Origin of the sequence: Micromonospora sp. CP22 (assembly GCF_009712475.1) — a bacterium.
In the GTDB taxonomy this organism is placed as follows: domain Bacteria; phylum Actinomycetota; class Actinomycetes; order Mycobacteriales; family Micromonosporaceae; genus Micromonospora.
Window position 1 is genome coordinate 158,757 of record NZ_VCJO01000009.1, and the last position, 12,474, is coordinate 171,230.

A 12,474-nucleotide genomic window follows, 5' to 3' on the forward strand; every position below is an offset into this window, starting at 1 on the left:
AGCGCGGCGGGTTCGGTGTCAGGCGGTGGCGGGCAGCAGCAGGTCCACCAGGACCGGGAAGTGGTCGCTGGCCCGCCGGGTCAACGGCGTGTCCACCACGTCGTAGTCGACCACGTCGATGCGGGGGTCGACGAACAGCGCGTCGATGCGCCGTCGGGGGTTCGCGCACGAGTAGGTGAGCCGGTCGGCCCGGTCGGCCGCCTCCGCCGCGTCGGTCAGCCCGTCGGCGACGGTGCGCCACGCCGGACCGCCCGGCTCCTCGTTGAGGTCGGCGGCGGCGATCACCGGGTGTGGCGCGGCGGTCAGATCCCGTTTGAACAGCTCGGCCTGGCGTGGGCGTTCCGTGGGGTCGGTGGACAGGTGCGACCCGGCCACGGTGAACGTGGCGCGGTTGCCCACCCGGCAGTCGGCGTACGCGGCACCGCGCAGGTGCCGACCCGGGGTGAGCGGGAAACGCCGACAGCGGGTCCCGGTCACCCGCACCCGCAGGCTGGTCAACACCAGGTTGCCCAGCGACGGCAGCCCACCGGCGGCGACCACCAGGCCGAACGACTCGGCCAGCGCGGCCGACTTCTCCCGCCACCGGAACCGGCGCGGTCCCTCCTGGACGATCACCACGTCCGGTGCCGCCGCACGGACCACGGCGGCCAACGCGGCGGTGTCGTCGCGTTGGCCGTGGACGTTGTACGACAGCACGCGCAGCGGCACGCCGCCGTCGACCGGGTCCGGTGCGACGGGCACCGGCTAGGCCCGCCGGGCCAGGTCGGCGGCGCCGATGACCCCGGCGGCGTTGCCGAGTTCGGCCGGGCGGATCTCGGCCACCGGCAGTCGGCTGCGCTGGGCCAACGCCTCGGTGAACGAGCGACGGGTGGGGCCCATCAGCAGGTCACCGGCCTCGATGACGCCACCGCCGACGACCAGGACCTGCGGGTCGAGGATCTGCGCCATGTCCGCCAGGCTGGTGCCCAGCCAACGCCCGACCTGCGCGAACGCCTCGGCCGACACCGGATCACCGCTCTTGGCGGCGGCGGTGACCATCGGGCCGGTGATCGCCTCGGCCTCCCCGTCGGCCAGTTCCAGCAGCGCGGCGGCCCGGTGCGGCTCCTGCCGGGCGGCGGCCCGGGCGAACCGGACCAGGGCGCTGCCGCTGGCGTACTGCTCGATGCAGCCGAGCCGGCCGCAGCCGCACTGGTGGCCGTCGGGGACGGTGAGCATGTGGCCCAGTTCGGCGGCGATGCCGTTGGCGCCGCGCAGCAGCTCACCGCCGAGCACGATGCCGCCACCGACACCGGTGCCGATGGTGAACATGACCATCGAGTCGTCGGCGTGGCGGGCGGCACCGTGGCGGAACTCCGCCCAGGCCGCGACGTTGCCGTCGTTCTCGACGATGACCGGCAGTCCCACCGCCGCGCTGACGTACGCCTGCAGCGGCTCGTCCCGCCAGGCCAGGTTGGGGGCGAAGAGCACGGTGGAACGGCTGGCGTCGATCCAGCCCGCCGCGCCGATGCCGACCGCCTGGACATCGCGGCCGGAGGCCAGTTCGGCGACCAACTCGATGATGACGTCACGGGTCTTGCCGACATCGTCGGCGGGGGTGTCCCGTCGGGTCTGCACGAGGATCGCGCCGGTGTCGTCGACGACACCGCCGGCCACCTTGGTGCCACCGACGTCGACTCCGATGGTCAGCGTCACCGCTGCCACTCCCCTCTGCTGTGCCACCCCGCGCACACCTGCCCTCGCCGGTGGTGCGGGTCGTCCGTGGTCAGGCTCCGTCGCCTGGTGCGTCCTGTCGCCCGTCGGGCACGGCACGGCCGTCCGGTGCGGGCTCGTCACCCGGCACGGGTTCGCCGTGGGGCACCCGGGAGACGGGCACCACGCGACGCTCGGTCGACGCCCGACGTCCGGCCGGTGCGACCGGCCCGGCGGCGTCGACGGGCGCGGCGGCCGGGACGGCGACGTCCTCCGCCCGGGTCGCGGCGGACCAGACCTCCCGCTCCGGTGCCGGCTGAGAATCATGCCCGGTACGGGTCGCCTCGCGCCACACGTGGTCGCCGTACGGCTCGGCGGTGGCGGTCGCGGAGGCACCGGCGGCGGACCCCGGCGGCGGTTCGGCGGCCGGGTCGGTCGGGGTGAAGGCACGCAGGAAACTGGCCAGGCCGGCGGCCAGGTCACCGGCCCCGGTGGCCAGTCGTTCGGCGAACTCGGGGCTCGGGTCACGCAGCGCGGCGATGCCCCGGCATACCGGGCAGACGCAGCATTCGGCGGCACCGGTGGCGAAACCGCCTCCGGTGGTGTCCGGAGGGTCGTTGTGACCGAGGACACCGGTCACGATCCCGCCGAGCGGGCCCAGGGGCACCGCTGCCGGGTTGGCGGCGACCATCCGTACGGTCGCCAGCAGAGTGGCGACCAGCCGCTCCGCCTCTTCCCGGGCCGTGCCCGGATCTGTCGCACCCATGCTGGGCTCCTCTACCGCGGCGACCGGGTCGCCGGACGCCTCACTGCGCCGCACCAGTTGCTTCTACCCGGCCCTTGAGCTGCTTCAACGCGGCGTCCATGATCATTTTCTCGGCCTTGCGCCGGAACATCCCGAGCATCCCGACGGCGAGTTCCACCTCCAGCGTGTAGGTCACCGTGGTGCTCCCGTCGGCGTTGGCCACCAGGTCGTACGAGCCCCGCTGCGCCTTCTGCATCTTCGACGGGGCGACCAGGTGCCACTCGATGCGGGACAGGTCCTCGGCGTAGGCGTACGCCAGCACGTACTCGTCGGCCAGCACCGTGGCGTCGAGGACGAACCGGACCTGGCTGGCGTAACCGTCCTCGTACTCCTCGATCACCTCCGCCTCGCGTACCGCCTCGGTCCACTCCGGGTAACTCGGGAAGTCACAGATGACCGCAGCCACCCGGTCCGGTGCCGCACCGATGATGATCGACTGGGTGGAGGAGTCCGCCATGGTGGGAGGCTACCGTCCGTCGACCGTCCGCGTGCCGCGCAGCCCACCTGCGGTGGGCTTGTGGCTGGCCGGGCGGGTAGGTTTCGACAAGGCCACCGGCGCAGGTGGCGGCCCGACCAGGTCTTGTGAGCACGAGGGAGTGCAGGTGCGCGAGTTCACCGTCCCGCCGATCGTCACCGTCGGCGATTCGGCCAACCTCACCGATCCGGTCTGGGACAATGCCGAGGCCGCACCCGACGCGGTGCAGTTCGTCCGCCGCGACGCGACGGGCGCGTGGGTCGATGTCACCTGCCGGCAGTTCCGCGACGAGGTGATCGCCGTCGCCCGTGGGCTGGTCGCCGCCGGCGTCCAGCCGGGCGACCGGGTGGCGCTGATGAGCCGCACCCGCTACGAGTGGACCCTCGTAGACTACGCGATCTGGGCGGCCGGCGCGGTCACCGTGCCGATCTACGAGACCTCCAGCGCCGAGCAGGCGCTCTGGATCATGAGCGACTCGGGCGCGGTGGCCCTCGTGGTGGAGACCACCGCACACGCCACCCTGGTCGCCGGCCTCCGGGACCAGTTGCCCGCGCTGTCCAACGTCTGGCAGATCGACCTGGGCGGGGTGGACGACCTGGTGGCCGCCGGGGCGTCGGTGGAGCCGGCCGAGATCGAGCGCCGCCGCGCCGGCCTGCGCTCCTCGGACACGGCGACCATCATCTACACCAGCGGCACCACCGGCCGTCCCAAGGGCTGCGTGCTGACCCACCGCAACATGTACGCCGACATCGCCAACGCCGTCCCGGTGCTGCCGAACCTGTTCGGGCCGAACGCGTCGACCCTGCTGTTCCTGCCGCTCGCGCACGCCTTCGCCCGACTCATCCAGATCGGCGTGGTGCAGGCCCGGGCCACCATGGCGCACTGCTCGGACACCAAGAACCTGGTCGCCGAACTCCAGGAGTTCAAGCCGACCTTCGTGCTCTCGGTGCCCCGGGTCTTCGAGAAGGTCTACAACGGCGCCCGGCAGAAGGCCGAGGCGTCCGGCAAGGGCCGGATCTTCGCGCGGGCCGAGGCGGTCGCCATCGCGTACAGCGAGGCGTTGGACACCCCGACCGGACCGGGTCTGGCGCTGCGCGCCCAGCACGCGATCTTCGACCGGCTGGTCTACGGCAAGCTGCGCGCCGCGCTCGGCGGACGGTGCCGCGACGCGATGTCCGGCGGCGCACCGCTCGGCGCGCGGCTCAGCCACTTCTTCCGGGGCATCGGGGTGACCGTCTGCGAGGGGTACGGCCTGACCGAGACCTCCCCGGCCGCCTCGGCCAACCTCCCCGGGTTCACCCGGATCGGCACCGTCGGCCGACCGCTGCCCGGCGTGACCATCCGCATCGACGACGACGACGAGGTGCTCATCGCCGGTGATCTCGTCTTCCAGGGGTACTGGCACAACGACGAGGCCACCGCCGAGGCGATCACCACCGACGGCTGGTTCCGCACCGGCGACCTGGGTTCGCTCGACGGTGACGGCTACCTGACCATCACCGGCCGGAAGAAGGAGATCATCGTCACGGCCGGCGGCAAGAACGTCGCCCCCGCCGTGCTGGAGGACCAGATCCGGGCGCACCCCCTGGTCAGCCAGTGTGTCGTGGTGGGTGACCGGCAGCCGTTCATCGCCGCGCTGGTCACCCTCGACGAGGAGGCCCTGCCGGGCTGGTTGGAGTCGGTCGGGCTACCGGCCGACACCAGCGTCGAGCAGCTGCGCCAGGACGACCGGCTGCGGGCCGAGATCCAGGCCACGGTGGACCGGGCCAACCAGTCGGTGTCCCGCGCCGAGGCGATCAAGGTGTTCCGGGTGCTGCCGCGCGATTTCACCGAGGCTACCGGGGAACTCACCCCGTCGCTGAAGGTCAAGCGCCAAGTCGTCCACAAGACGTACGCGGCGGAGATCGCGGACATCTACCGCGGCTGACTACGATCCGTCACGTGCCCGCCTCGACATCCGCCCTGGCCCGCTCACACCCGCTCGCCGCAGCGGCGCGCGTGGTCGTACTCACGCTGGTCGCCGTCCTGACCCTGTTCGCCACCCGCGACGTGACCCAGCTGTGGTGGATCGTGCTGCTGGCACTGGCCGGGCTACCGGCGATGCTGGCACCCCAGCACCGGCTCGTCGGCCCACTCAGCCGGGTGGCGGAGGTGCTGGTGCTCGGCCTGGCGGCCAGCCAGGTCGCCGCAGTGGCCACCGTCGGCGGCCAGATCGACGGGCTGGGCGCCTCCGCGGTGCTGCCGTACCTCGCGGTGCCGGTGACCGTCACCGCGCTGCGCCACCGGTTCCGGGAGGGCGGGGCGCTGATCGCGGTGACCGCCGGCAGCCTGCTGGTCGCCGGCACGCTCACCCAGGTCGACGGGGTACGCCAGGTGAGCCAGCCCGGATACCTCGCCGTCTGCGCGCAGTGGCTGATCCTGGCCGCCCTCGGCCTCTACGCCGCGAACACGCTGCACCGGGTCATGCAGGCCCGGCACGACAACAAGCCCCAGCCGTACGCCGAGGCGACCCGGCTGCTGACCCAGTTGCGTACGGTGGCCCGCCAACTGCCCGGCGCCACGCTGGACCCGGGCGGGATCTCCGAGCACCTGCTGGAGGAGCTGCGCACGGTGGCCCGCACCGACCGCGCGGCGGTGCTCTCCGCCAGCGGCGGCGGCCGGCTGGTGGTCCTCGCCCAACTCGGCGCGGACCGGGTCGACTGGGAGACCACCATCGACGCCGACTCGGCCATCGCCGACGCGTGGGCCAGCCAGCAGTCGCAGACCTCGGCCCGCTCGCAGTCCCGCTCGCACTCCGGCGGCGAGGTCTCGGCGCTGATCGTGCCGCTGGTGGCCGGCCTGCGCACGGTGGGCCTGGTGGTGTTGGAGACCGACTCGGCGCACGCGTACCCGCCGTCGGTGGTGGCGCAGGTGACCGGGTTGACCGGTCCGGCCGCGCTGCGTCTGGAGGCCGCCCTGCTCTTCGACGAGGTGCGCTCGCTGGCCACCAACGAGGAGCGGCAGCGACTGGCCCGGGAGATCCACGACGGGGTGGCCCAGGAACTGGTGATGGTGGGCTACGGCATCGACAACGCCCTGGCCACCGTGCACTCCGACGCCGAGGAGACCGCCGAGTCGCTGCGCCTGCTGCGGCAGGAGGTGACCCGGGTGATCACCGAGTTGCGGCTGAGCCTGTTCGAGCTGCGCAGCGAGGTGGACCGGCACGGCGGTCTGGCCGCCGCGATCGCCGAGTACGCCCGCACCGTCGGCGCCTCCGGCGGTCTGCGGGTGCACCTGTCCCTGGACGAGTCCACCGCCCGGCTGCCCGCCGCGACCGAGGCCGAGTTGCTGCGCATCGCCCAGGAGGCGGTCACCAACGCCCGCAAACACGCCGGCGCGGCCAATCTGTGGGTCACCTGCGAGGTGGATCCACCGTTCGCCCAGATCGAAGTGTCGGATGACGGTCACGGCATAGGTGACCAGCGCTCGGACGGGCACTATGGTCTTGCGATCATGGCCGAGAGAGCGGAACGTATCCGGGGCCGGTTGGAGATCAGACCGCGGCAGCCGAGTGGTACGACCGTCGCGGTGGTGGTCGGTTCACCGCCCCGGCGCGATAACGTTCGCGGTAGCGCCGCCGCAGCAGAAGGGGAGTAAGCCGAGGATGACCACAAGCCCGACACCGGCAACCCGTACCAAGGTCCTCCTTGTCGACGATCACGACTTGATCCGTAAGGGCCTGCGGCACGCCTTCGAGCGCGACCGGCAGTTCGAGGTCGTCGGCGAGGCCGCCACGGCGGCGGAGGGCGTCCGGCAGGCCGGTGCCCTGCAGCCCGACGTGGTGATCATGGATCTGCGGCTGCCCGACGGCAGCGGCCTGGAGGCCACCCGGGCGCTGCGCAAGTCCAGCGCGTCGATGGGCATCGTGGTGCTCACCATGTACGCCGGTGACGACCAGCTCTTCGGGGCCCTGGAGGCCGGTGCCAGCGCCTTCGTGCCGAAGACCGCGCCGGCCGACGAGGTCGTCGCGGCCGCCCGGCACGCCGCCTCGTCCCCCAGCGCGTTCACCGCCGCCGACCTGGCCGAGGCGATGAAGCGTCGCCTCGCGCCGTCCGGCCCGCAGCTGTCCCCGCGGGAGGGTCAGGTGCTGCGGCTGCTGGCCGACGGAATGAGCGTCGCGGGCATCGCCAAGCAACTGTTCGTCAGCGAGTCGACCGCCAAGACCCACATTTCGAAGCTCTACGAGAAGCTCGGCGCGGCCAACCGGGCGCAGGCCCTGATGACCGCGCTGCGACTCGGCCTACTCGAAGCACCGGACGCGCCGAAGTTCTGACAGTGCCGACGCGGATCCGCGTCCCGCCACGGCGGGGCGCGGATCCGCTCATTGATCGCTCTTCCACCCGGACCGGCTATGGCCTCCCATGTGAAAGCGGGGCAGAATACCCGCCGGGGCGCTGCGCCGCCCCGAGGGCGCGCGAAGGGGTTGGTGTCATGCAGCGGCCGGACTGGGCACCCGAAACGATCGACGTCGAACGTCCCAGCGTCGCCCGCATGTACGACTACTATCTCGGCGGCTCGCACAATTTCGCGGTGGATCGGGCCGCGGCCGGCGCGATGATGGCGGCGGTGCCGCAGGCCCCGCTGATGGCCCAGGCCAACCGCGCCTTCCTGCGCCGGGCCGTGCAGTTCCTCACCGACGCCGGCATCCGGCAGTTCCTGGACATCGGCTCCGGCATCCCCACCGTGGGCAACGTGCACGAGATCGCACAGCGGCACGCCCCCGAGTCGCGGGTGGTCTACGTCGACATCGACCCGGTCGCCGTGGCACACAGCCGGGAGATCCTCGCCGGTGACGACCGCACCGCGGTGGTCCAGGAGGACCTGCGCAACCCCGACCGGATCCTGGCCAACCCGGACGTACGCGCGCTGCTCGACTTCGATCAGCCGATCGCCGTGCTGGTGGTGGCGGTGCTGCACTTCGTCGCCGACGACGACCGACCGGACGAGGTGCTGCGCACCCTGCGCTCGGCCCTCGCCCCCGGCAGCTACCTGGTCCTGTCGCAGGCCAGCGACGACGGCCGGGACGAGACCGAGCGAGCCGAGGCCGAGGAGGTCTACCGGCGCACCGACAGCCCCCTGTGGGTACGCAGCCGGGCCGAGCTGACCGGCTTCTTCGACGGCTTCGAGCTGGTCGAACCCGGCGTGGTGTGGGTGCCGCAGTGGCGTCCGGAGACTCCGGAGAGCGCTGAGGACGCCGAACAGGCGGTGTTCCTCGGCGGGGTCGGACGCCTCGGTGGGTGAGCCGCCGAACGGCCAGCCCTACATCGGCGTCTTCGCCCGCGCCTGGGCGAAGGCGGTGGCGGGCACCAGCTACCTGCCGATGACCCACGCCCAGTTGGAGGCGTTGCTCCAGCGGCTCACCGACCTGCTGGCCAAGGCGCTGCGGGCGGAGCCACTCGACCTGCGGGTGGGGCACCGGGTCGCCCAGGAACTGGTCGCCGCGCACATCGCCTCCGCCGAGGCGCTGGGGCGGACCGTGGAGGTGATCCAGCTTCGGCTGGTCCGCGACCTCGACCTGGTCGCCGACGACATCGAGGACCGGATGGCCCGCCTGCTGGGCGCGGTGGCCACCGGCTACGCCCGGGCACTGCGCGACCGGACCCTCGACGAGCAGGAGTCCATCCGGCGGGCCGCGATGACCGCCCGCGCCGAGGCGGAGCAGGCCCTGCGGGCCAGCGAGGCGCGTTTCCGGCACCAGGCCACCCACGACCCGTTGACCGACCTGCCGAACCGTACGCTCTTCGCCGAGCGGCTCGCCGCCGCCGTCGACGCCGGTAACGGTCGCCGGGTCGGGCTGTGTTTCGTGGACCTGGACCGGTTCAAGCGGATCAACGACTCGTTCGGGCACCAGATCGGCGACCGGGCGCTGGTCGAGGCGGCGCGGCGACTGCGGCGGTCGGTGGAGCCCCATCTGGTCGCGCGGCTCGGCGGGGACGCCTTCGTCGTCCTCGTCGAACGTTCCACCGGCACCGGAGACGTGGTGGCCGTCGCCGAGGCGGCGCTGGCCGCGCTCTCCGAGCCGGTGGTGGTCGACGGGCATGACGTGACGGTCACGGCGAGCGTGGGCATCGTGGAACGGCGGACCGCCGGGACCTCACCGGACGACCTGATGCGGGCCGCAGGCAGCACCCTGAACTGGGCCAAGACCGCCGGTGGTGCGCGCTGGGCGCTGTACGACGCGGAGCGCGACGGCCAGGAACAGGCTCGCCAGGAACTGAGCGCGGCGATCCCGGTGGGCCTGGAACGGGGTGAGTTCTTCCTCGACTACCAGCCGTTGACCTCGCTGCACGACGGCTCACTGCTGGGTGTCGAGGCGCTGGTCCGGTGGCGGCACCCCCAGCTGGGTGTGCTGCGTCCGGACAGCTTCATCGGCCTGGCCGAGGAGACCGGGCTGATCGTGCCGCTCGGTGGCTGGGTGCTCGCCGAGGCGTGCCGTGAGGCGGTCGGCTGGGCGTCCGCCTCGGGCCGACCCCCGTACGTCAGTGTCAACCTGGCGGTCCGTCAGGTCCGTCGGCCCGGTCTGGTGCAGGAGGTGCGGGCCCTGCTGCGCCGTACCGGGCTGCCGCCGGACCGGCTCCAGCTGGAGATCACCGAGAGCACGATGATGAGCAGCTCCGAGGAGCCGGTACGCGCCCTCCGCGCGCTCGCCGAGCTGGGCATCCGGATCGCCATCGACGACTTCGGCACCGGCTACAGCAACCTGGCCTACCTGCGCGACCTGCCGGTGACCGAGTTGAAGGTGGCCGGGGAGTTCGTCCGTGGTCTGCGCACCCCCGAGGCCCGTGCCGACGAGCGGATCCTCGCCTCGTTGGTCTCCCTGGCCCACGCGTTGGACCTGACCGTGACCGCCGAGGGGGTGGAGACCGGCGGGCAGGCCGAACGGCTACGGGCGATCGGGTGCGACGCCGGTCAGGGCTGGCACTTCGGCCGCCCCGCTCCCCCCGACCACATCCTCGCCCGCATCCGCTGAGCGGTAAGGAAGGGCACCTTGTTAACGCCTGGTGTATAGGAAGGGACCCTTCCTTACATCCAACGGCAGGCGGCGCGGGCGCGCGACGGGCCGTGGCTCAGCCGGTGAGCAGGGTGGTCAGGCGTTGCGCCTGGGTCTCCCAACGCCACTCCCGCTCCACCCATGCCCGGCCGGCGGCGCCGAACTGCCGGGCGAGGTCCCGGTCGGCCAGCAGGGTGGCCACCCGGTCGGCGAGGTCCGCGAGGTCCCGACCGTCCACCACGTAGCCGGTCTCGCCGTGACGCACCGCGTCCGGGGCCCCACCGGAGTCACCGGCCACCACCGGCAGGCCGGTCGCCGACGCCTCCAGGTAGACGATGCCGAGCCCTTCGACGTCCAGCCCGCCGTTGCGGGTGCGGCAGGGCATCGCGTACACGTCACCCGCCGCGTAGTGGGCGGGCAGTTCGGCCGACGGCACCGAGCCGGTGAAGACCACGTCCCGCTCCACCCCGGACTGGCGGGCCAGCCGGGCCAGCGTGGTCCGGTACGGTCCACCACCGACCACCAGCAGCGCGGCGTCGGGCACCCGACGCCGGATCAGCGGCAGCGCCCGGATCAGCATGTCCTGCCCCTTGCGGGGGACCAACCGGGACACGCAGACCACCACCGGCCGGTCGGACAGGCCGAGCCGGTGCCGCACCGCGCCACCGTCGACGGACGGGTGGTAGACGTCGGTGTCCACGCCCGGCGCGAGCCGTCGCAACTCGGTCAGCCCGTCCAACGCCCGAGCCAGCCGGGTGCGGGTGTACTCCCCCAGGTAGGTGACCACGTCGGTGTCCCGGCCGATGCGCCGCAACGCGGTCCGGGCCAGCGGCAGCGCCGCCCAACCGACCTCGTGGCCGTGGGTCAGGGCGACCACCCGGCGGATGTCGGCCCGCCGACGCAGCCCGGCGGCGAGCAGGCCGAGTGGAGCCGCCGCGCCGAACCACACCGAGTCGCAGTCGTACGACTTGGCCAGCCGGGCGGCCCGGCGGGCCACCAGCGGGGTGGGCAGCAGCATCTCGGTGCGCTCCCGCACCACCTCGAACGGCTGGTCGGCGTCGAACTTGTCCGCCCCGGCCCAGCGTGACGCGTACACCACCACCGATCCGGCCGGTTGACGCACCGCGAGGTTGTGCACGAACGACTGGATACCGCCGGGGCGGGGCGGGAAATCATTCGTGATCAGCAGCGTGCGGCTCACCGGCCGACCTCTCTGGCGTACGCGCGAGCGGCAGCGATCCGCTCCACGGTTGACGGGTGGGACGCCGAGTACAGGTACTCCCAGCGGGGCGGATCGGGGTCGGAGAGGTTGATCGCGGACAGGCGTCGCTGCATCGACTCGAACGCGACCGGGTCGGCGGTCAACGCCAACGCGTGTGCGTCGGCGCGGGCCTCGACCCGCCGTGACATCAGTGCCTGCACCGGGGCGAAGACCAGACCGGCCACCGTGACCAGGGCCAGCAGCAACGGGAACGCCCGGGGTTGCGCCACTGAGTCGACGCCGGCCAGGCGCAACAGCGGCGGCCAGGAGCCGATCAGGTAGAGCGCCACCACGGCGACGGCCGCGCCGAGCGCGCCGGTGAGCGTGGCGACCGGTACGTCCCGATCCCGGGCGTGACCCAACTCGTGCGCCACCACCGCGGTCACCTCGGCCGGTGTCGCCTCCCGCAGCAGGTTGTCGTAGACCACCACCCGACGGGTCGGCCCGAACCCCGAGACGTACGCGTTGACCGCCCGGGTACGCCGGGACGCGTCGGCCACGAGCACGTCGCGCACCGGCACCCCGTCGCGTTCGGCCAACTGGATGAGTTCACTGCGCAGCGGTGACGGCTCCATCGGGCTGAACCGGTTGAAGACCGGCTCGACCAGCACCGGCAGCACGAAGGAGAGCAGCACCACCAGGGTGGCGGCACCGGCCGCGGCGAACGCCCACCACCAGCGGGGGGCGAGTCGCACCACGGTGTAGAAGCCGAGCAGCGCCACCGCGCCGATGACGGCGCTGATCGCGTACGACTTGAGCAGGTCGACCGCCCAGCCACCCCAGCCGTTGGTGGCCAGCCCGTAGCGGCTGAGCACGCTGTGCCGCCAGGCCGAGAACGGCAGCGTCACCAGGTCGGCGACGAACACCACGGCCAGCCCACCGAGGACGGCCTGGGCGGTCCAGTGGCCGCCGAAGGGACGCCCGGCCAGCTCGACCAGGCGGCTGCCCAGCGGGGTCAGACCGAGTGCCAGCGCCACCAGCAGCCCGACCCCGAGCGCGGCCCAGCCGCCGGGGCGCAACGCGGACCGGAACTGTCGGGCCCGCTCCACCTGCTCGCCCGGCAGGTCCCGCAGCGCGGCGAGCTGGTCGGCCCGAGGGGCCGGCGGGCGCTGCCACGGGATCAGCACCAGCGCCGCCACGAGCAGGGCGACGCCCAGTCCGGCCAGGGTCAGCAGCGCCCATCCGCGCGGGCTCACCGGGCCGCTCCGTTCGAC

At 72.9% G+C, this 12,474-nt stretch carries 11 protein-coding genes; 5 read left to right on the plus strand and 6 right to left on the minus strand.

Annotated elements, in window-relative coordinates:
• Window positions 1-18: 18 nt before the first annotated feature.
• The 4 genes from FF096_RS17040 to FF096_RS17055 all read right to left on the minus strand — a co-directional run bounded on the left by FF096_RS17040 (window position 19) and on the right by FF096_RS17055 (window position 2,951).
• Window positions 19-741: an endonuclease/exonuclease/phosphatase family protein gene (locus FF096_RS17040; protein WP_309223448.1), complete on the minus strand. Its 723-nt coding sequence runs from the start codon at window positions 739-741 to the stop codon at window positions 19-21.
• A gap of 3 nt (window positions 742-744) precedes the next feature.
• Complete coding sequence (locus FF096_RS17045) at window positions 745-1,692, minus strand: ROK family glucokinase (protein WP_309223449.1); 948 nt, start codon at window positions 1,690-1,692, stop codon at window positions 745-747.
• 70 nt (window positions 1,693-1,762) lie between these two features.
• Entirely contained in the window at window positions 1,763-2,455 is a 693-nt protein-coding gene (locus tag FF096_RS17050; protein WP_230462682.1) for a hypothetical protein, read from the minus strand.
• Between the two features lie 40 nt (window positions 2,456-2,495).
• Entirely contained in the window at window positions 2,496-2,951 is a 456-nt protein-coding gene (locus FF096_RS17055; protein WP_155219281.1) for an SRPBCC family protein, read from the minus strand.
• A 145-nt stretch (window positions 2,952-3,096) separates the two neighbouring features.
• Between FF096_RS17055 and FF096_RS17060 the strand changes: the two genes are divergently transcribed.
• The 5 genes from FF096_RS17060 (at window position 3,097) to FF096_RS17080 (ending at window position 9,978) form a co-directional block, all read left to right on the plus strand.
• A complete protein-coding gene (locus tag FF096_RS17060) occupies window positions 3,097-4,896 on the plus strand; it encodes an AMP-dependent synthetase/ligase (protein ID WP_309223472.1) in 1,800 nt (599 codons plus the stop codon).
• A 14-nt stretch (window positions 4,897-4,910) separates the two neighbouring features.
• The gene (locus FF096_RS17065) at window positions 4,911-6,605 is read left to right on the plus strand and encodes a GAF domain-containing sensor histidine kinase (protein WP_309223450.1); all 1,695 of its coding nucleotides are present in this window, start codon (window positions 4,911-4,913) and stop codon (window positions 6,603-6,605) included.
• 7 nt (window positions 6,606-6,612) lie between these two features.
• Entirely contained in the window at window positions 6,613-7,281 is a 669-nt protein-coding gene (locus FF096_RS17070; protein ID WP_007072219.1) for a response regulator transcription factor, read from the plus strand.
• A gap of 158 nt (window positions 7,282-7,439) precedes the next feature.
• A complete protein-coding gene (locus FF096_RS17075) occupies window positions 7,440-8,249 on the plus strand; it encodes an SAM-dependent methyltransferase (protein WP_155219290.1) in 810 nt (269 codons plus the stop codon).
• A 79-nt stretch (window positions 8,250-8,328) separates the two neighbouring features.
• Window positions 8,329-9,978 (plus strand): bifunctional diguanylate cyclase/phosphodiesterase, encoded by a 1,650-nt coding sequence (locus tag FF096_RS17080; RefSeq protein WP_155219501.1) that lies wholly within the window; start codon window positions 8,329-8,331, stop codon window positions 9,976-9,978.
• 97 nt (window positions 9,979-10,075) lie between these two features.
• Here the strand turns inward: FF096_RS17080 and FF096_RS17085 are convergent, their stop codons facing one another.
• Both FF096_RS17085 and FF096_RS17090 read right to left on the minus strand, forming a co-directional pair.
• Complete coding sequence (locus tag FF096_RS17085) at window positions 10,076-11,200, minus strand: glycosyltransferase family 4 protein (RefSeq protein WP_309223451.1); 1,125 nt, start codon at window positions 11,198-11,200, stop codon at window positions 10,076-10,078.
• Window positions 11,197-12,456: a M48 family metallopeptidase gene (locus tag FF096_RS17090; protein ID WP_309223452.1), complete on the minus strand. Its 1,260-nt coding sequence runs from the start codon at window positions 12,454-12,456 to the stop codon at window positions 11,197-11,199. The genes FF096_RS17085 and FF096_RS17090 overlap by 4 nt, the downstream gene beginning before the upstream one ends.
• Window positions 12,457-12,474: the final 18 nt, after the last annotated feature.

Excerpts from the sequence above, each read along its gene's own strand:
- FF096_RS17080 (WP_155219501.1), top strand. The coding sequence starts at position 8,329 with ATGACCCACGCCCAGTTGGAGGCGTTGCTCCAGCGGCTCACCGACCTG.
- FF096_RS17055 (WP_155219281.1), bottom strand. The coding sequence starts at position 2,951 with ATGGCGGACTCCTCCACCCAGTCGATCATCATCGGTGCGGCACCGGAC.
- FF096_RS17075 (WP_155219290.1), top strand. The coding sequence starts at position 7,440 with ATGCAGCGGCCGGACTGGGCACCCGAAACGATCGACGTCGAACGTCCC.
- FF096_RS17070 (WP_007072219.1), top strand. The coding sequence starts at position 6,613 with ATGACCACAAGCCCGACACCGGCAACCCGTACCAAGGTCCTCCTTGTC.
- FF096_RS17050 (WP_230462682.1), bottom strand. The coding sequence starts at position 2,455 with ATGGGTGCGACAGATCCGGGCACGGCCCGGGAAGAGGCGGAGCGGCTG.